The following is an 18,745-nucleotide window of genomic DNA, read 5'->3' as shown; positions in this document are numbered from 1 at the left end:
TTTTGTTTAGCCTTGAATCATCGCTTCATATTCTTCGGCCGACATGAGCTTGTCGACGTCTGATGCGTCATTCAATTCGACTTCAATCATCCAAGCGCCTTCGAACGGTGCTTCGTTGACGAGTTCTGGTGAATCGGCGAGTGATTCGTTCACCGCTGTGATTTTCCCAGAGATTGGTGCGTAAAGCTCTGAGACCGTCTTGACCGACTCGACCGATCCGAACGGCTCATCGATTAGGATCGTGCCCCCGATTTCAGGAAGTTCGACGAACACGATGTCCCCGAGTTCGCTTTGTGCGAAATCTGTGATCCCGATGCGGGCCACACTTCCGTTCACTTCAACCCATTCGTGTTCTTTTGAATAACGTAAATTGGCAGGTACTTTGCTCATCCTAACTTCCCCCTCAAATAAATTAGACTCACACGTGTATTATAGCACTTAGCCCCAAACGTCTGTAAACGACTTTTCTGAAAAACCGACCGTCGATTTTTCCCCGTCCGTCACGATCGGACGCTTTAAAAGCATACCATTGCTAGCGAGGAGGTCGAGTTGTTCGTCTTCTGACAAGTTTGGCAGTTTGTCTTTTATGCCTTCATTCCGATACACTTGCCCGCTCGTGTTGAAGAACTTTTTGAGCGGCAGGCCTGACTGCTTCCACAGTTCGGCCAACTCTTCTTTCGCCGGCGTCGCCTCGACGATATGGACGTATGTATAGTCGATGCCGTTCTCCTTCAACCATTTCTCTGCCTTCTTGCACGTGCTGCACGGCGGATAGCCGTATATTGTCACCATGTTCATCACCTCTTCTGTTAATGTAGCATATCTCGTTTCTCGGTATCACGTCCGAAGCAAACGTTCGATTTCCCGTTTCAGCGTCGCGTTGACGGGGTGGCGTTCTTCGATGTAGGCGAGGATGGCGGCAGCCGCCTCGACGGAACGTCCATATCCAAGTACCCCTTGCTCGAGAAACGCAATCATCTCCGGATGTTGAACTTCGACGCGCCGGGTCGGATTGAACGGGTCACTCGTCTCCCCGTGTGCTTTCAACACGTTGTTGACGGCCGACACTTGGATGAGCTCGAATCCTGCGAGCCGCTCGCCCCGCCGCTCGCGGAGCAGGCCGACATATAGGTTCGTCAGCGCCTCTTCATAGCAATAAGCGGCGCCAGCAGCCTGTGTGATGATTTTTGGCGTGGCAAACGCTTCGAGCGCTTCGTCACGTTTCCAGACGATTCGCCCCGGTGTGTAAGCGATAGAAGGCATCTCAGGCAAGTCGAACACAGCGAACTCGGCATAAATCCCGTCCGCATACATGACCTTATGTCCGTCTTTCGTGTTCTGGAACTGGTAGGCAAGCGGCTCGACCTCGAGCCAATCTAACTGGTCGATAAACCGGGCCTTCTGACCGTCCTCAACAATTAAAAAGAAGTCGAGGTCCGAATAGTCGTCGAGCCGGTCCGTCTCGAGGCCGATCGAGCCGAGTGCAATGAGCATGAGCGTGCCCTCATACTCTGCCACGGAACGGCCAATCGCATCCATCCGTTCTAGCAAGTCATCTCGTTTCATTCATATCCCCTCCTTCATCCATTGTACGAGGTCCTGTCACAAAAAAGAAAGAGCCGACCGCGTCCTGAACTGCTCCCTGTCAAGTAGACAGGGCAAATAATGAAAACCAGCCTAGGCGGCTTGAGTCCTGTATTCGACAGGGCTCAAGCCGTTTAGTCGTTTCTGGAAACGATCATGGTTGTAGAACGATATGTAGGCCTCGATGGCTGATGTGAGTTCGCTGTAGGCCTGGAACTCACGCAAATAGTACATCTCGACTTTCAGGGTACCCCAAAAACCCTCAATCGGGGCGTTGTCGAGACAACGTCCGACCCGGGACATGCTGTGGGTCAGCCCCGCGTCTTCCACCATGCGTTTGAACCCTCTCGAGGTATATTGGAACCCTCGGTCGCTATGGATCATCGGACTCGCTCCTGAACGGAGCCCCGCGATGGCTGGGATCATCGTCTGGAAGACGAGCGCGTTGTTGTTGGATTTCCCGATGCGATAGGCGACGATCGAGCCGTCATAGAGGTCGATGATCGCGCTCAGATACGCCTTCTTCCCGGCGCCATATTTGAACTCGGTGACGTCGGTGCACCACTTCTCGTCCGGTCGGGACGCGCTGAATTCCCGGTTCATCAGGTTCTCGGCCACATGTTGCGGTGACGATTTCTTATGCCGCTTTCGTTTCTGGCGGATGACCGAACGGATCTCATGGATGCGCATGAGACGATAGATCCGCTTCTCATTGTATGCCGGCAGGCCATGTTGACGTCGTCTGCGGTTGATTGTCATGGTGAGCCGTCGATAGCCGTAGGTCCCGTTCACCTGGTCATAGAGGAGACGGATGTCCTCCAGTAAGCCCAAGTTCTCCTCCTCGCGTACCGAGACGGTACGCTTCAACCATTTGTAGTAGGCGGCCCGTGAGACCTGCGCGATTTCACACAGGAGCACGACCGGGAACGTGTCGGTCGTCGACATTTCCTCGATCGCCATGTAACGTAATTGTAGCCGGATTTGGCTGATCAACCTCTCCTCTCGATCTCCTCTAACTTTTTTAGGAACAGGTTCTCGGCCCGCAGGCGCTCGTTCTCCCGCTCGATCTGTTGGATGCGACGTTCGAGCTTCTCTTCGTTGGTCAGTTCCTCTTCTTGCTTCGTCCGTCCGCGCCGGTCCTCGAGCCCGTGCACGCCGTCGGCGTCATATTTTTTCGTCCAGCCGTAGACCTGGTGGTACGACAGGGCGAATATCTCGGCCGTCTGTTGATAGTTCCGTCCATTGTCCAGGCAATACCTGACGATCTCCATGCGTTCCTCGAATGTGGTCTTTCTCCCTTTTGTCATAGCTCGATCCATCCCTTTTCTCGAATCTGTTAACTCGCTATGACTAGTATACTTCTTGATCCACCGATATAGAACCGAACGACTACTGATTTGATGTCTGGAGAGGACTTCCACCATGGTGACCCCATCGAGATAGTCACGTACGGCCGCTATTTTCTGTTCCTTTGTGTACAGTTTCCATGTCCTCGACTCCTTCAAGGCGTCGATTCCGCCGGTCTCGAATTTCACTTTCCACACCCGGAGGGTATGCTCAGAGACGTCATGGGCCTCCTCGATTTCCTTCCACGTATATGTTTCTTCTTCCATCATCCGTAGTGCACTCAGTTTTTGTTCGATTGAATGCCGACTTCTCGCCATAAAAAACACTCCCCAATCAGATAAACAGATTTGTTATTTCATCTGTCTACCTATTGGGGAGCATATCATCCGGCCGACCCTTTCTCTCTTCTTATACGATGAACTTGTTCGCTTTGATCAAGCTCGCTGCGACTTCGCGCTTCGTGCCGATGACATTGATCGGCTGATAGCGGCTGAACTTCTTCATCGCTGAGAGAAGCATACGTTGCTCGTCGCCTGATGCCGCCGCGTACAACACTTCTTTCGCCATGAGTTCGACTTGCTTGAACACTTGCTCGGCGAAGATTTCCGTGTAGCGGACTTTTTGGGCGTTCTTCTCTTCACCGGTACGGCCGATCGCTTTGTCCGTCCGGGCGATCGCCGCCTCGAGCGCATAGATGGCGCTGATGATGTCGGCGAGCTTCGCGAGAATCTCTTGCTCGTTCTGCAGGTTTTGCTGATATTTCTGGACCGCCGTGCCGGCGACCATCAAGTTGATTTTCTTCATGTTCGATAGAAGCATCTTCTCACGAGCGAGCGGAGAACCGTCAAGTTCTTGCGGCATGTAGCTCATGAGCTCTTTTTGAAGTTTTTGCGCTTCCGCGAGGAGCGGCAAATCGCCTTTCATCGCTTTCTTCAGAAGCGTGCCCGGCACGATCAACCGGTTGATCTCGTTCGTTCCTTCGAAGATGCGGTTGATGCGCGAGTCCCGGTACAAGTTTTCGACCTCGTACTCGGTCATGAAGCCGTAACCGCCGTGGATTTGGACCGCTTCGTCGACGACGTAGTCGAACGTCTCCGAGGCGAACACTTTGTTGAGCGAGCACTCGATCGCGTACTCGGCGATCGCTTGGGCGACTTTCGAGCCGTCACGCATGTTGTCGTCGCCGAGGGCGTCGAGGCTGTCTTGGAACAGACCGCCCGTCCGGTACACCGAGCTCTCCATCGCGTAAATGTTCGCCGCCATCGTCGCTAATTTTTCTTGGATGAGCGGGAACTGACTGATCGGCGTCTTGAACTGTTTGCGCTCGTTCGCATACTGGACCGAGAGATCGAACGCGCGTTTCGATGAACCGACCGCGCCGACGGCGAGTTTGTAACGACCGACGTTCAAGATGTTGAAGGCGATGACGTGTCCTTTACCGATTTCTCCGAGGAGGTTGTCGACTGGGACTTCGACGTCTTCTAGGATGAGCGTCCGTGTCGATGACCCTTTGATACCCATCTTCTGTTCTTCGGCACCTGTCGAGACACCGTTGTAGTCACGCTCGACGATGAAGGCGCTGAACTTATCGCCGTCGATTTTCGCGTAGACGACGAAGACGTTCGCGAAACCAGCGTTCGTGATCCATTGCTTCTCACCGTTCAACACGTAATGCGTGCCGGCCTCGTTCAAGACGGCCGTCGATTTCGCACCGAGCGCGTCCGACCCTGAGCCTGGCTCTGTGAGGGCGTACGCCGCGATCCATTCACCGGTCGCGAGCTTTGGCAAGTACTTATGCTTTTGCTCTTCTGTTCCGAAGAAGACGATTGGAAGCGTTCCGATCCCGACGTGCGCACCATAGCTGAGTGCGAACGAACGCGCTTTGGCGAACCGTTCCGTGATGATCGATGATGAGATCTTGTCGAGCTGGTAGCCGCCGTACTCTTCCGGCACGTCCGCACCGAGGAGACCGAGCTCGCCCGCTTCTTTCAACAATTCGACCGAAAGATCGAACTCGTGTTTCTCGATACGTCCGAGCACCGGCATGACACGGTCGTCGACGAAGCTCGCCGTCGTGTCACCGATCATCTTATGCTCATCCGAGAAGTCTTCCGGTGTGAAGAGACGATCCGCGTCGAGTGCGTCGATAACGAAGCTACCGCCTTTAATCAATTCGTGTTCTGTCCGTTCCATAGTCAATTCCCCCTTATAGTAATTCGAAGACGCCAGCAGCACCCATTCCGCCACCGATGCACATCGTCACAACCCCATACTTTTCATTGCGTCGTTTCATCTCATGCAAGATGGAGACCGCGAGTTTCGCGCCCGTACAACCGAGCGGGTGCCCGAGGGCGATGGCTCCGCCGTTCACGTTCACTTTCGACGGGTCGATCCCGAGTTCACGGATGACACCGAGCGATTGGCTCGCGAACGCCTCGTTCAATTCGAACAATCCGACTTCTTCGAGCTTCACGCCGGCCATCTCGAGCGCTTTCGGGATGGCGACGACGGGACCGATCCCCATCACTTCCGGACGAACCCCACCGACGGCGAACGAGAGGAACTTCGCCATCGGCTTCAAGCCTTGGCGTTCGGCTTCTTCTCGCTCCATGACGAGCACGGCCGCAGCTCCGTCTGATACTTGCGACGCGTTCCCCGCCGTCACCGAGCCTTTGATTTTGAACGCTGGGCGCAGCTTGCCGAGCGCTTCGACGGTCGAGTCGGCGCGGACGCCTTCGTCGTGTTTGACGACGACTTCACGTTCCGCGACTTTGCCGTCTTCTCCGAGCACGTGCTCGATGACCGTCACCGGGACGATCTCTTCTTCGAATTTGCCGCCGGCGATCGCGGCCGCCGCTTTTTGATGGCTGTCGATGGCGAACCGGTCTTGGTCTTCCCGCGAGATGTTGTACTCGGCCGCGACTCGTTCTGCCGTATGGCCCATGCTCATGTAGTACTCAGGTGCCGTCTCCATAATTGTCGGGTTCGGACGGATGACGTGCCCGCCCATCGGCACGAGGCTCATCGATTCCATGCCGCCGGCGATGACCGCCGTCGCTTGGCCGATCATAATTTTCGCTGCCGCGTCGGCGATTGCTTGTAAGCCCGACGAACAGTAGCGATTGATTGTGATGGCTGGTACTTCGTGGGACAATCCGCCGCGAACGGCCGCATAACGGGCGATGTTCATCCCTTGCTCTGCTTCCGGCATCGCACATCCCATAATGACGTCGTCGATTGGGCCGTTGTAGCCGGCCCGTTCGAGCGTCGCTTTAATCGCATGTCCGGCAAGTTCGTCCGAGCGAACGTTTCGGAACGATCCCCGTTTTGCTTTTCCGACCGGCGTCCGTGCGCCGGCCACGATGACTGCTTCCCTCATCTGTGAAATCCCCCTTTTATCAGTTCCGAAGTGGCTTGCCTTTGACGAGCATATGTTGCATCCGTTGCTGCGATTTTGGTTCTCCGATGAGGCTTAAGAACGCCTCGCGCTCGATGTCGAGGAAGTATTGCTCGTCGACCATCGTGCCGTACGCCAAATCACCGCCGCTGATGACGTGGGCGAGTTTCTTCGCGATCTTCAAGTCATGCTCTGAAATGTAGCCACCATAGAACATCTCGTACGCCGCAAGTTCGAGCGTCGCTTTCCCCGTCTGACCGACGACTGGTAACTTCTCACGTACCGGTGCCGTGTAGCCGTCGGCTAGTCCGAGCACCGTCTGTTTCGCATCGAACGTCAAGTGGTCGCGGTTCATCGAGATGCCGTCGACCGCACGGTGATAACCGAGTGTCTTCGCATCGTACGCCGACTTCGACACTTTCGCCATGGCGATGTTCTGGAACGTCTGCTGCGCTGCCTTCTCGATGTTTTGCATCGATTGCGGCGTCTGCTCCAAGAAACGACGATACGTATTGACGTTTCCGCCTCCGCCCGGGATAAGTCCGACCCCGACTTCAACGAGACCCATGTACGTCTCGAGCGCCGTCTGCATGCGGGCTGCCGGCAAGCTGATCTCTGTGCCGCCGCCGAGCGTCATACCGTACGGTGCGACGACGACTGGGCGACCTGCGTAGCGAATCTTCTGCACGACTTGTTGGAACTTGTTGATGATCCAGTCGAGTTCGTACCAGTTCTCGTCTTCCGCTTCCATGAGCATCATCGCGAGGTTAGCGCCGACGCAGAAGTTTTTGCCGTCGTTGGCGAGGATGAGTCCTTTGAAGTCTGTCTCGACGCGGTCGATCGATTGCTCGATCATCTGCATGATATCGACGCCGATCGCATTGTTCGGTGATGTGAACTCGAGGGCGACGACATCATCGCCGATATCGATGAGGCGGGCCCCGCCGTTCTCAAGCACGATCCCGTTCGACTTGGCGAGCGGTGCGAGTTTCAGCTCTTTCGGGTTGACGGTCTTCTCGACGTACGTCTGCGACGCTTGGTCGTAATACTGGTCACCTTTATAGAAGGAAGTATGTCCGGCAGCGAGCATCTCATCGATCCACGCCGGGACGTCGTACCCTTCTTGCTTCATTCGCGCCGCTGATTTTTCAAGCCCGAGCGCGTCCCACGTCTCGAACGGCCCGAATTTCCAGCCGAAGCCCCATTTCATGGCGTCATCGATGGCGACGATCGAGTCACTGATCTCGCCCGTGAGACGTGCCGAGTAGGCGAGCGTCTTCGCTGTGATTGGCCAGAGCAGCTGCCCGATGCGTCCCTTGTTCAAGACGGCGCTTTTCAACTTCGCTTTCGAGCCCGGAAGCGACTTGATTTGGTCGAGTTCCAGACCTGTAATCGCTTTCAATTGTTCGTATTCGAATGTTCCGAGATTCAATTCCTGGATGACTTTCCCGTCTTTCTTATAGAAGCCTTGGCCGGCCTTTTGTCCGACCCAGCCTTTTTCGACGAGCGTCTTCATCTCGGCCGGTACGTCGAACGTGTCTTTCTCCTCGCCCGCCTCGAGCGTCTCGAAGACGTTTCCGGCGACGTGGACGAACGTGTCGATCCCGACGACGTCGAGCGTGCGGAACGTCGCTGATTTCGGTCGTCCGATGAGCGGACCGGTGATTGAGTCCATCTCACCGATTGAGGCGTTCTGCTTGAGCATCTCTTCGAACGTGACGAGAAGGCCATACGTGCCGATGCGGTTGCCGATGAAGTTCGGCGTGTCTTTCGCTTCGACGACGCCTTTGCCGAGACGGTCCTCCGCGAAACGAGCCATGAAATCGATGACCGGACGGGCCGTCTTCTCCGTCGGGATCAGTTCGAGCAGCTTCAAATAGCGCGGCGGGTTGAAGAAGTGCGTCCCGAGGAAACGGTGTTGCAATCCTTCCGGGAGGACGCTCGCCATCGCCTCGATCGAGATACCGGACGTGTTCGAGCTGAGAATCGCGTCTTCACGGATGTAAGGTGCGATCTTTTCGAACAGCTGTTGTTTCACGTCGAGCCGTTCGACGACGACTTCGATGACCCAGTCAGCTTCATTCAAGCGCTCGAGATCGTCTTCTAAATTACCGACGTCGATAAAGTTCAAGTGCTCCGGTGTCGCGAGCGGTGCCGGGTTTTGCTTTAACAACTTTTGACGGTTTTCTGAAGCGATGCGGTTGCGTACTTCCGGTGACTCGAGTGTGAGCCCTTTCGCTTCTTCTTTTGCCGTCAATTCCCGCGGTACGATGTCGAGCATGAGCGAACGAATCCCCGCGTTCGCCAAGTGAGCCGCAATCCCCGCCCCCATTACTCCTGAACCGATGACGACCGCAAAACGGATATTGCTCGTCAAACGGAGGTCGGCTGATTGTTCGATGTGACTCGTCATATTGTTCCCCCCTCAATGAGAATGAATAGTGATTCATTTCACGCGTAAAAAAAATCGCAATCACCATCGTGTTTACTCTTCTATCATAAATGAATGAACATTCATTCGCAAGCCCGCATTTTTCAAATTCATTCCATTTCACGAATTAATGATTAATTTTTGAGACGAGTGGTATAGACACAAAGAGTCAATTTTAGAAAGGGGAATGTACACATGAGTGACAATCGTTTAAACACAGTCGGAAGTCGAAAAGACTTTGAATCGTTCAAGAAGGACGGCCAAGAGCAAGCCCATCAACCGGGCATCGACTCGAAGATGGAGCCGTTCCCCATCTATGAGCGTGAAGGATATAAAGGAAGCGATAAATTGAAAGACAAAGTCGCTATCATCACGGGTGGCGACTCAGGCATCGGAAAATCAGTCGCCATCTTCTTCGCCCATGAAGGCGCGAAGTCGGTCATCGTCTATAAGGATCAAAACGAGCTCGAGGACGCCGAGGCGACGAAAGAACGCATCGAAGAACTTGGTCAGGCGTGTCTCTTGCTCCAAGGGGACATCGGCGATTCAAACTTCTGCCAAGACGTCGTCAAACAAACGCTCGAGACGTTCGGTCATTTGGACATCCTCGTCAACAACGCAGCCGAGCAACATCCGCAAGAATCGCTCCTCGACATCTCGGACGAGCAACTCGAACAGACGTTCCGGACGAACATCTTCAGCATGTTCTATTTGACGAAGGCCGCCCTCCCGTACTTGAACGAAGGGGCAAGCATCATCAACACGACGTCGATCACGGCGTATGAGGGTAACGACCAATTGATCGACTACTCGTCGACGAAAGGCGCGATCACATCGTTCACGCGCTCGCTCGCCAAAAACTTGGCAGAGAAGAAGATTCGCGTCAACGGTGTCGCACCAGGTCCGATTTGGACGCCGCTCATCCCGGCGACGTTCCCGGCGGAGAAAGTCGCCTCGTTCGGTGACTCGGCCGAAATGAAACGTCCAGGTCAACCGGCAGAACTCGCCCCGGCGTATGTCTACCTTGCAAGCGACGACTCGACGTACGTCAGTGGGCAGGTCATGCACGTCAACGGCGGGACGGTCGTGAACGGATAATTTGTCGAAGACTCAGTTTGTAGCTGAGTCTTTTTTTGTGCAGTGCGCCCTTTCGGCGCCCATGCTTTCAGCAGGCAATCCCGAAGCCTTCTCGCGCCGTTCCCGGCACTGCGGGGTCTTCTTCGGATTGCTTTCCTGCATGAGTCAGGGCGCCGACGGACGCATTTTTAACAAAGTAGTTACCACTTGGTTTTAATTTATTTAAAGTAAAAACCAATTCGCTTCAAATGAAAATTTCTAACTTTTTTTAACTCATTCAAAAACTCATGATTAGAGTCCAAAAATTTGTCTTTAAAAGTTATCTGAGACTCCTCGTTACTATACAAAGTAGAAAGTTCAAAATGAACATCTTCTTGGTACTTCCAAAGAATATTTAACAAACTTTCTTCAACTAAATGTCGATTCTTAGAAAAAATTTCGTCAATATCTACTAAATCATTTGCGGATAATCCTTCATAACTAAATCCATCATTGATAGCATCTTTTTCTATCTTAACTATGATAGGGTTATAAACTTCTTCGATAGCTTTTTCAGAAAGCTTCATGGAATAATCAACTTGTTTGTTTTTAAAGGATGAATTATAAAATTAAGTGCAACACCTGAACGTGAACGCAAAAAAGCCCATAGCGACGGCCTCGTGTAGAATGAAGTCACCACAACACACATTCAGACGGAGGAATCGCTATGAGCTACACCCATCTTACCACAGCGGAACGCGTGAAAATAGAGACCTACCTGGAGCTCGGGATGTCCGTACGGTCCATCGCGAGACGGCTCGGGCGACAGCCCTCGACCGTCTCGCGGGAGATCAGAAGGAACCCCGGCTACACGGCCGAACGCGCACAGGAGCGCTACGCCAAGGCGAAGCGAAACTGCGGCGCCAAGACGAAGCTCGACGACATGATGCGCCGGACGATCATCGAGAAGCTGCGGGCGACCTGGTCCCCGGAACAGATCGTGGGTCGTCTCTTCGACGGGAAAATCGCCTTCTCGACCATCTATCGTTGGATCTATTCGGGGCTGATCGACGTGCCGGTGACCGTGCTCCGCCAAAAGGGCAAGCGCCAGAAACCGATGGAGACACGTGGTCGGTTCAACATCGGTCTGTCCATCGCCAAACGTCCGAGAGAGGTGCGCACACGCGAGACATTCGGCCACTGGGAGCTCGACACCGTCGTCTCCGGACGAGGGAAATCGAGGGCCTGCGTCGCGACGTTCGTCGAGCGGAAGAGCCGGTTCTACCTCGCGCTGCCGATCGCGGACCGCAGCGCGGCCTCGATGGAGGAGGCGATCCACACGGTCCACGCCGCCTTCCCAGCGGGCACGTTCAAGACGGCGACGACGGACCGGGGCAAGGAGTTCAGCTGTCACGAGCGCGTCCGGGCGACACTAGGCGTGCCGATGTATTTCGCCGACCCGTACTCGTCGTGGCAGCGCGGCAGCAACGAGAACGCCAACGGCCTCCTGCGCGAGTTCTTCCCGAAAGGATCGGACTTCGCGACGGTCGGCCAAGGAGAGATCGTGGACGCGCTCGCCAAGATCAACGGCCGCCCACGCAAATGCCTGGGCTGGAAGACCGCACACGAGGCCTTCACGGAGGAAGTGTTGCGCTTAATTTGACAAACCGTCAAAGTAATATCTTGCAGCTAAAAACGCCGCTAATCCAACCGTTATAATTGGAGAAAGGACTTTACTTATTTCCAATATAACCTCGATATTTGTCATTAAATATCTCATCCTCCCACTGTCTTATTACATATCTAGTTTAAAAAAATCAATAAAACTAAATCCAAATGGTGTTAACTCATATTGATTGATGGTAAATTTGGCTGCATATTCATATCCAGCCCTATTTCTAGTCAATTCTTTTAAAACATTATACGTCATCTGTTCCTTATCCGCTTTTTCAATCAACAACCCTAAACGCACAAGTTTATTCGCCATATATCTTTCAATATGTTTTCGTGCTAATTCTTCCTCTGATTCGGATGCTAAATGAGCTACTTTTTCTTTTGAACTTATATCTTTTTTTACAAAATAGTTTGTACACATAAAAATAATATCTGCCATGCGAAGTTCCTCAAGAACATCATAATAGTGAAAGATTATTTCTTGCTCAGAAATATTCCTGTCGACAATATGCTCAAACCCATCAATTATTATTTTAATTTTTTCTTCTTGAGGTTCATCTAACATTTTTTTGATAATGATAGGGAATATCTCTTCTTTGAAGATCATCGATTCATCACTGGCATCAAGCTTCACTTTAATATTTTGAATCTGATGATCCAATTCTCTTAGCGCTCTGTTTATTTTTTGATGTTGATACGCATGATATATCTTTCCGAAAACAGGCAAAAAATCCGCACCAATGCCTACCGTCATTTTGATAGGTTCTTGAAATCCTTTTGGAGTCACATCATAGATTTGGTTTATCATATTTTCAAAGTCCATTATTTATCCTCCTAGTCGTGTTTTATTTTAAATCATTTTTCTTGTTCGCTAGAACTTCTAATCAAATCATTTGAAGAAAATTCGGAACTAAAATAAATGAAGAAATTACAATAACACAATCGTTCTTGTCTTAAGATACTTCAAGCAACTATTAATAAAAAAATGGTTTGGTTCTATTTTAAAAGAACCAAACCATTTTTTGTGTCTAAAGCCTTCACGCTGATGTCCATTTGTTTCACGGTATCAGGTAGAATACATTGGCTTTCTTTATTTCTTCACCATTCCTTTTAAGACGAATGCCACGTTCGCCGGACGTTCCGCGAGGCGGCGCATGAAGTAACCGTACCAGTCACGGCCGTATGGCACGTAGACACGGACTTTATAACCTTGGCGGACGAGCTCGAGTTGACGCTCGACACGGATGCCGTACAGCATTTGGAACTCGAACTGGTCGAGCGGGATGTCGTTCAGTTTCACGTGCTCGATGATGGCATCGATCATGTGGTCGTCATGAGTCGCGATTGAGGCGTAGTTCCCGTTCGCAAGATGGAGTTTGACGAGCTTCAAATAGTTGTGGTCGACGTCTTCTTTCTCTGGGAAGGCGACCGTCGCCGGCTCTTTATACGCCCCTTTGACGATGCGAAGGTTCGGCTTGAGCGATGCGAGATGATTGATGTCGTCTTCTGAGCGGTACAAGTACGATTGGATGACCGTCCCGAGGCCCTCGAAGTCCGTTTTCAACTTCTTGAACAAATCGAGCGTCTTCTCGCAACGTGACTCGTCTTCCATGTCGATGGCGACGAAGACACCGACACGTTGTGCAGTCGTCAAAATTTGACGCATGTTGTCTTCAATCAATTCGTCTGAAATATCAAATCCGAGTGACGTCAACTTGAGTGACATGTACGCGTCGAGATTCTCTTCTGCCATGATCTCGATCGCCCGAATGATCTCGTCACGATTCTCTGTCGCTTCCTCTACAGTCGTGATGAACTCCCCTAAATGGTCGACCGTGACCGATAACCCTTTCGCGTTCAATTCGCGAATCGTCGGTACCGACGTCTTGAAATCTTCCCCCGCCACAAAGCGCGAAGCCCCGAACCGAAGCCCGTATTTTTTAGCCAAACTGTTGAGTGTTTTGTTTTGAGACATGTAAATAAATCCATCGCGCAACACTTTTTCCATCTGCTTTTCCCCCTTACGTTTACACCCATCTATCTCTATGACGATGTCTGAAATTATTATGACATACAAACGTCAATTCGTCTGTATTTTTGTAACCGTTTGCAGCAGTTTATTGCCTTAGTTTTCAAAAAACCGGACGCCCTCTCGGACGTCCGGTTCATAGGTGTGTCGTCGGTGCGACATAGAGCAAAATACTGAGGAAAATGAACACACTTCCGGCAAGCACGAACAAATGCCAAATCGCATGGTTGAACGGTAACTTCTGCCACACGTAGAATACGATCCCGACCGAATAGGCGATCCCGCCGGCGAGGAGCAACATGAACCCGGTATGCCCGAGCGACTCATAGAGCGGACGGATTGCGATGATGCAAATCCAACCGAGGCCAAGGTACGTCACGTTCGACACCCACATGTATTTCCCCGTCGAGAACAGCTTCCAGATGATGCCTAGAATGGCGACACCCCAGACGATCCCGAACAGCGTCCAACCGAGTCTGCCTTGGAGCGAGACGAGCGCGAACGGCGTGTAGCTCCCGGCGATGAGTAAGTAAATACCTGCATGGTCGAACACTTGGAGCACACGCTTCGCCCGCGGGTGCGGGATCGCATGCATGAGTGTCGAGAAGAGATACAGCAAAATCATCGACACCCCGAAGACGCTTACCGCGATGACGTTCCATGTGCTCCCCGTCTCCGTCGCACTCATTACGAGCAAGACGAGCGCGACGATACTGAAGATGACCCCGAGACCGTGCGTGACGGCGCTCGCGATTTCTTCCCCGAGCGTATCGGCATGGAGCATCTCTTTTAACTTCTCTTGTTCCATTCGGGTCCCACCTTTCTGTATTCCTCTAGTATGGTCATTTCCCGATTTCGTTGCAAACAAAAACATGGGTCGCGAGGACCCATGTCGATTTGTTACGCGACTTCTTTCACTGGAACGTCACATTCCATGTTCTGGGCCCGCATCGCGCGGGCGCGCACGTGGAACAGGACGAGCAGCGTGATGGTCCCGATCGTGGCGATGACGTACGGGATCGGCCCGTCCATCTTGAAGCCGATCGGCGCCGTCAAGATGTAGAACCAGACCGCGTACAGCATGAACGTGCCCGGGACGAGCGCGATGTAGTGGTTGCGCCCCTTGATATACAGGTACATCGCCCCGACGAAGAGCGCGATGACGGCCGTCGTCTGGTTCGCCCAGTTGAAGTACTGCCAGAGCATCTGGAAGTCCATGTTCGTCAACACGTACGAGATGGCGAAGAGCGGCAGTGCGATCCAGAGGCGTGAGGCGAACTTCTTCTGTGCGACCTTCAAGTAGTCGGCGATGATCATCCGGGCGCTACGGAACGCCGTGTCGCCGGACGTAATCGGCAGGACGATGACGCCGAGGATGGCGAGCGTGCCGCCGATGCTGCCGAGCATGAGCGTCGCCACTTCCTGGACGACGAGCGCCGGTGTGCCGTCCTGGATCATCCCGAGCAATTCACCCGGCTCGAAGATGGCCATGGCCGCACCGGCCCATACCATCGCGATGACCGCTTCGACGATCATCATGCCGTAGAAGATCGAGCGCCCGTTGCTCTCCTTCATCGTCGTCCGCGAGATGATTGGCGACTGGGTCGCATGGAAGCCGGAGAGGGCCCCGCACGAGATCGTGAAGAAGAGGAGTGGCCAAATCGGAAGGCCGTCCGGATGCATGTTCGTCAGTGACATCTCCGGCACCTTGTAGCCTTGTGCGAACAGGCTGACCCCGATGCCGACGGCGCTGATCAACAGGAGCGCGCCGAAGAACGGGTAGATGCGGCCGATGATCTTGTCGACCGGGAGGAGCGTCGCCAAGATGTAGTAAGCGAAGATGGCGAAGATGACGAAGACGAGCGTCGACGCGTCCCCACCGAACAGGTTGTTGATCATGTTGCTCGGTGACGTGACGAACACCGTCCCGACCAAGAGCAGCAACAGCAAGGCGAACCCGTTAACGATATGGCGAAGCGAGCGACCGAGGAACTTCTCGGCGAGCTGCGGCAAGTGCGCCCCGTTGTTACGAAGCGAGATCATGCCCGTCAAATAGTCGTGCACGGCCCCGGCGAAGATCGACCCGAAGACAATCCAGAGGAACGCGACCGGTCCATAGAGCGCCCCCATGATCGGCCCGAAGATCGGCCCGACGCCGGCGATGTTCAACAGCTGGATCATCGAGTTTCGTTTCTTGCCCATCGGCACGTAGTCGATGCCGTCCTGTGACGCGTAGGCGGGCGTCGTCCGCTCCTCCTTGATGCCGAACGTCTTCTCGACGTAGCGGCCGTAAATGCGATACCCGATCAGTAAAATCGCGATGGCGATAAAAAATGTAACCATGATTGCTGTCCCCTTTATTGCGTATGTAGCCAATCCCCGCTGGCCCTTCAGTTCACATATTCTATGTAACCGATTACATAGATGATTATATAGCACTTCTTCCAATTATGTAAGGGGTTTCATTCACTTTTTTGACACAAAATAAAGCCCTCAAAACTGAGGGCTCATTCATTATTTAACGAAGTGCCGGGACACCGACATGTCCGGCTCCGACGACTTTCGTTTCTTCTTTCGTTTGACCGTCGAGTTCACTGACGACCGTCACCGTTTGGCGAAGCTTGAGCGGTTTCACAGACAGTGCATACGTGCCATCGGCTTTCGCTTTCGTTGTCGCGAGAACGTGCTTTCCGTCTTTCAACGTGACAGTCGCGTTCGCCGTCGTGACACCCGTCACAGCTTTCGCACCCGGCTTGATCGTGTCGACCGAGAGGACGAGCTCGACTTTCTCGGCTTCCGTCACCGGATCGAGTGCGATCGTGTACGATCGGAAGAGACGTCCGGCCGCGTCCGCACGTGTCGCGTCCGTCGCTTCGATGCCTTCGTATAGGTCGACGTACTGCTTGCCAGCGTCCGCCGTCTCGAACGTCGCGAGGCGTTTCGCGTCGGCGACGACTTTCCAGTTGTCATCGGCTTTATAATCGACGGCACCACGGCTGGCGATGATGTAGTCCGAAATGACGTTCCGTGTCTCGTATGCCGAACGATAGACGATGCTGTTGCCGCCGTTAAGGCCTGGGAACGAAGATGAACCGGCGCGGTAGTTGTTCGTCGCGACCAAGAACTCTTGATCCATCGTGATCGGCTTACCGTTATATTCGACGTTCTTCACGCGGTTCGCCGAAGCGTTGACGAGTTTGCCACCGACATCGAATTTCGCTGGACCCGTCACATCGATCTCATACGTTAATCCGTCCAAGATGTCGAAGTTGTAGCTGCGGAACGCGAGGTTCAAGAGCGGTTCCCCATCCGCTTTCACTTCTTTGTAAGCGCCAGCCGACATCTCGAGCCAGTCCATGACGTCTTGCCCGGTCACTTTGACGACTTCGAGCGTGTTCGGATAGACATACAAGTCCGCCACGTTCTTGAGCGCGATTTGACCTTTCGGGATGTTCGTATAGTAGCCCGCATCCGTCAACTCGCGTCCGCCCGCCTTGAACGGCGCACCGGCCGAGAGAAGTGGCAACCCTTTATACGGGGCGAGGTCCGGGTTCGTCTCGAGCTCTTTCTCGACGAACCATTTCTGCGCGTTCGTCACGAACTGCACCGATGAATCGTCACGGACGAGCGCGAAATAGCTTTGGATGTCGTCTTGAATCTCACCGACCGGACGGTTGATGTACTCGATCGTGGCCCGGTGGTCGTCTTCGATGAGCGCTTGAATCTCGGCATCGACCGGCGTATTCGCCGTGATCGTGTCGAGCTTGGCTGTCGCGTCGAGGACACGCCATGCCCCGTCCACTTTCTCGAGCTCGAAGTCGATGACGCCTAAATCTTTCCCTTGGTTGTTCGCCATGACGACCGGTTTGCCGTTGATCGTCCCTTTCGCCATGTCGACGTTCGGGAACGAGGCGAACATACCGTTCGCGTCCGGGAAACGGCCGTGCTGGTGACCGGTCATGACCATGTCGAGCCCGTCGATTTTCGTGAGGGCGTAGCCGACGTTCTCTTCATCGTCACGCTGCTCGTCAGCGAGGGCGGCACTTTCACCGATCCCTGAGTGCGCGAGGGCGACGACGACGTCCGCGCCTCGTGCTTTCAACTTGCTGACGGCTTCACGCGCCGACGGGATGATATTCTCCGCCGTCACGCGGCCTTGCAAGTTCCCCGAGTCCCACGACATGATCTTCGGTGGCACGACGCCGAACACACCGACTTTGATCGTATGTGTCTCCCCGTCCGTATCCGTGACCGTCCGCTCGATGATTTGGACCTCTTGTCCGTCAACGTTGAACTTCGACACGATTGGATTCCCCTCTAAATCCTTGACGTTCGAGGTGACGAAACGAAGCTTCCCTTTCGACCCTTCCATCACGTCATACAAAAACTCGAGTCCGAAGTTGAACTCGTGGTTCCCGAGTGTGACCGCATCATAATCAAGTGCCGCCATCGCCTTGTACATCGGGTGCTCGAACGTTCCTGGGTTGTTTTGGTGCACTTCCCGCACGTAATCGCCGAACGGTGTCCCTTGAATCGTATCCCCGTTATCGAACAGGAACGTGTTGTCTGCCCCAGCTTCCGCGCGGTGCTGTTTGATAAGCGTCGCGACTTTCGTCAAGCCGATCGTGTTGTCGACTTTGTCTTGGAAATAGTCGTAGTTCGTGATGTTGGTATGTAGGTCCGTCGTCTCTAGGAAGCGGAGCTTCACGACGTCCTCTGACGCGAGTACGTTCGGTGCGTGCAGCGGTAACGTCGCCGGCAATACGAGTGCCGTCGCAATCGTCCATTTCAAGGCTGTTTTCATGTTCATTTCCCCTTTTTACAAAAAATGGCCTAACCTCCTTCACTATACCACCCGATTGTAAACGTCACCATTATTTTTTGTGAAAATTGACGGCTATTTAGACTAAGATGAACGTAAATTATTTGCGAGGAGAGGAATCTCATTGATTATTGAAATCGATGGCTATTGGGGGAGCGTTTACTTGAGCGGAAAGAAGTGCTCCAAACAGAGAATAAGTGAAATGTATCGACAAACGAAAGAAAGGGTGACCGATATACAAGACTTTCCGGACATATTTTGTCGGCTCCATCGCTTTGATCGGATTTCGTGTTCAAGCGATGGAAACATCGATTTCGTCTTAGACACGGACACAGACCGTATTTATACTCCGTTTGAATAAGTACACGAAAAAGCTCAACCACTCCAATCGGAGAAGTTGAGCTT

15 protein-coding genes are annotated in these 18,745 nt (G+C 53.2%); 2 read left to right on the top strand and 13 right to left on the bottom strand.

The window, feature by feature from the left end:
• Positions 1-6: 6 nt before the first annotated feature.
• The 7 genes from gcvH to P398_RS0107290 form a co-directional block, all read right to left on the bottom strand.
• Positions 7-390: a glycine cleavage system protein GcvH gene (gene gcvH / locus P398_RS0107325; protein WP_024372289.1), complete on the bottom strand. Its 384-nt coding sequence runs from the start codon at positions 388-390 to the stop codon at positions 7-9.
• Positions 391-438: 48 nt separating this feature from the next.
• Entirely contained in the window at positions 439-792 is a 354-nt protein-coding gene (locus tag P398_RS0107320; RefSeq protein ID WP_024372290.1) for an arsenate reductase family protein, read from the bottom strand.
• Positions 793-837: 45 nt separating this feature from the next.
• On the bottom strand, positions 838-1,566 hold the full coding sequence (locus P398_RS0107315; protein ID WP_029334629.1) for a hypothetical protein: 729 nt from the start codon (positions 1,564-1,566) through the stop codon (positions 838-840).
• 111 nt (positions 1,567-1,677) lie between these two features.
• Positions 1,678-3,248 (bottom strand): IS3 family transposase gene (locus P398_RS16580; protein WP_115336690.1). Its coding sequence is split into 2 segments (ribosomal slippage): positions 1,678-2,609 and positions 2,609-3,248, totalling 1,572 coding nucleotides; the frame shifts between segments, so codons are not numbered across the junction.
• 91 nt (positions 3,249-3,339) lie between these two features.
• The gene (locus tag P398_RS0107300; RefSeq protein WP_029334627.1) at positions 3,340-5,124 is read right to left on the bottom strand and encodes an acyl-CoA dehydrogenase family protein; all 1,785 of its coding nucleotides are present in this window, start codon (positions 5,122-5,124) and stop codon (positions 3,340-3,342) included.
• Positions 5,125-5,137: 13 nt separating this feature from the next.
• A complete protein-coding gene (locus P398_RS0107295) occupies positions 5,138-6,310 on the bottom strand; it encodes an acetyl-CoA C-acetyltransferase (protein WP_024372293.1) in 1,173 nt (390 codons plus the stop codon).
• A gap of 19 nt (positions 6,311-6,329) precedes the next feature.
• Entirely contained in the window at positions 6,330-8,741 is a 2,412-nt protein-coding gene (locus tag P398_RS0107290) for a 3-hydroxyacyl-CoA dehydrogenase/enoyl-CoA hydratase family protein (RefSeq protein WP_034799002.1), read from the bottom strand.
• Positions 8,742-8,954: 213 nt separating this feature from the next.
• Between P398_RS0107290 and P398_RS0107285 the strand changes: the two genes are divergently transcribed.
• Positions 8,955-9,857, top strand: coding sequence for an SDR family oxidoreductase (locus P398_RS0107285; protein WP_029334625.1), 903 nt, complete (start codon positions 8,955-8,957; stop codon positions 9,855-9,857).
• 197 nt (positions 9,858-10,054) lie between these two features.
• Here the strand turns inward: P398_RS0107285 and P398_RS0107280 are convergent, their stop codons facing one another.
• On the bottom strand, positions 10,055-10,402 hold the full coding sequence (locus tag P398_RS0107280) for a hypothetical protein (protein WP_029334624.1): 348 nt from the start codon (positions 10,400-10,402) through the stop codon (positions 10,055-10,057).
• A 140-nt stretch (positions 10,403-10,542) separates the two neighbouring features.
• On the opposite strand from P398_RS0107280, the gene P398_RS0107275 reads away from it, so the two are divergent.
• A complete protein-coding gene (locus tag P398_RS0107275) occupies positions 10,543-11,478 on the top strand; it encodes an IS30 family transposase (protein ID WP_029334623.1) in 936 nt (311 codons plus the stop codon).
• A 132-nt stretch (positions 11,479-11,610) separates the two neighbouring features.
• On the opposite strand, the gene P398_RS0107270 is transcribed toward P398_RS0107275, so the two are convergent.
• The 5 genes from P398_RS0107270 to P398_RS0107250 all read right to left on the bottom strand — a co-directional run bounded on the left by P398_RS0107270 (position 11,611) and on the right by P398_RS0107250 (position 18,322).
• A complete protein-coding gene (locus P398_RS0107270) occupies positions 11,611-12,312 on the bottom strand; it encodes a hypothetical protein (protein ID WP_029334622.1) in 702 nt (233 codons plus the stop codon).
• Between the two features lie 267 nt (positions 12,313-12,579).
• Positions 12,580-13,497: a proline dehydrogenase family protein gene (locus tag P398_RS0107265; RefSeq protein ID WP_024372298.1), complete on the bottom strand. Its 918-nt coding sequence runs from the start codon at positions 13,495-13,497 to the stop codon at positions 12,580-12,582.
• A gap of 157 nt (positions 13,498-13,654) precedes the next feature.
• On the bottom strand, positions 13,655-14,326 hold the full coding sequence (trhA, locus tag P398_RS0107260) for a PAQR family membrane homeostasis protein TrhA (protein ID WP_051638889.1): 672 nt from the start codon (positions 14,324-14,326) through the stop codon (positions 13,655-13,657).
• Positions 14,327-14,418: 92 nt separating this feature from the next.
• Positions 14,419-15,861, bottom strand: a complete 1,443-nt coding sequence (locus tag P398_RS0107255; RefSeq protein WP_029334620.1) for a carbon starvation CstA family protein — start codon at positions 15,859-15,861, stop codon at positions 14,419-14,421.
• A gap of 175 nt (positions 15,862-16,036) precedes the next feature.
• Positions 16,037-18,322: a bifunctional 2',3'-cyclic-nucleotide 2'-phosphodiesterase/3'-nucleotidase gene (locus P398_RS0107250; protein ID WP_235263317.1), complete on the bottom strand. Its 2,286-nt coding sequence runs from the start codon at positions 18,320-18,322 to the stop codon at positions 16,037-16,039.
• Positions 18,323-18,745 lie beyond the last annotated feature (423 nt).

The organism is Exiguobacterium aurantiacum DSM 6208 (genome assembly GCF_000702585.1).
GTDB classification, from domain to species: domain Bacteria; phylum Bacillota; class Bacilli; order Exiguobacteriales; family Exiguobacteriaceae; genus Exiguobacterium; species Exiguobacterium aurantiacum.
Note: the sequence above shows the minus strand (reverse complement) of the source record. Positions and strands in the feature narration are given on the sequence as shown.

Excerpts from the sequence above, each read along its gene's own strand:
- P398_RS0107270 (WP_029334622.1), bottom strand. The coding sequence starts at position 12,312 with ATGGACTTTGAAAATATGATAAACCAAATCTATGATGTGACTCCAAAA.
- P398_RS0107250 (WP_235263317.1), bottom strand. The coding sequence starts at position 18,322 with ATGAAAACAGCCTTGAAATGGACGATTGCGACGGCACTCGTATTGCCG.
- P398_RS0107275 (WP_029334623.1), top strand. The coding sequence starts at position 10,543 with ATGAGCTACACCCATCTTACCACAGCGGAACGCGTGAAAATAGAGACC.
- P398_RS0107255 (WP_029334620.1), bottom strand. The coding sequence starts at position 15,861 with ATGGTTACATTTTTTATCGCCATCGCGATTTTACTGATCGGGTATCGC.
- P398_RS0107290 (WP_034799002.1), bottom strand. The coding sequence starts at position 8,741 with ATGACGAGTCACATCGAACAATCAGCCGACCTCCGTTTGACGAGCAAT.
- P398_RS0107300 (WP_029334627.1), bottom strand. The coding sequence starts at position 5,124 with ATGGAACGGACAGAACACGAATTGATTAAAGGCGGTAGCTTCGTTATC.
- P398_RS0107265 (WP_024372298.1), bottom strand. The coding sequence starts at position 13,497 with ATGGAAAAAGTGTTGCGCGATGGATTTATTTACATGTCTCAAAACAAA.
- P398_RS0107285 (WP_029334625.1), top strand. The coding sequence starts at position 8,955 with ATGAGTGACAATCGTTTAAACACAGTCGGAAGTCGAAAAGACTTTGAA.
- P398_RS0107280 (WP_029334624.1), bottom strand. The coding sequence starts at position 10,402 with ATGAAGCTTTCTGAAAAAGCTATCGAAGAAGTTTATAACCCTATCATA.
- P398_RS0107295 (WP_024372293.1), bottom strand. The coding sequence starts at position 6,310 with ATGAGGGAAGCAGTCATCGTGGCCGGCGCACGGACGCCGGTCGGAAAA.
- trhA (WP_051638889.1), bottom strand. The coding sequence starts at position 14,326 with ATGGAACAAGAGAAGTTAAAAGAGATGCTCCATGCCGATACGCTCGGG.
- gcvH (WP_024372289.1), bottom strand. The coding sequence starts at position 390 with ATGAGCAAAGTACCTGCCAATTTACGTTATTCAAAAGAACACGAATGG.
- P398_RS0107320 (WP_024372290.1), bottom strand. The coding sequence starts at position 792 with ATGGTGACAATATACGGCTATCCGCCGTGCAGCACGTGCAAGAAGGCA.
- P398_RS0107315 (WP_029334629.1), bottom strand. The coding sequence starts at position 1,566 with ATGAAACGAGATGACTTGCTAGAACGGATGGATGCGATTGGCCGTTCC.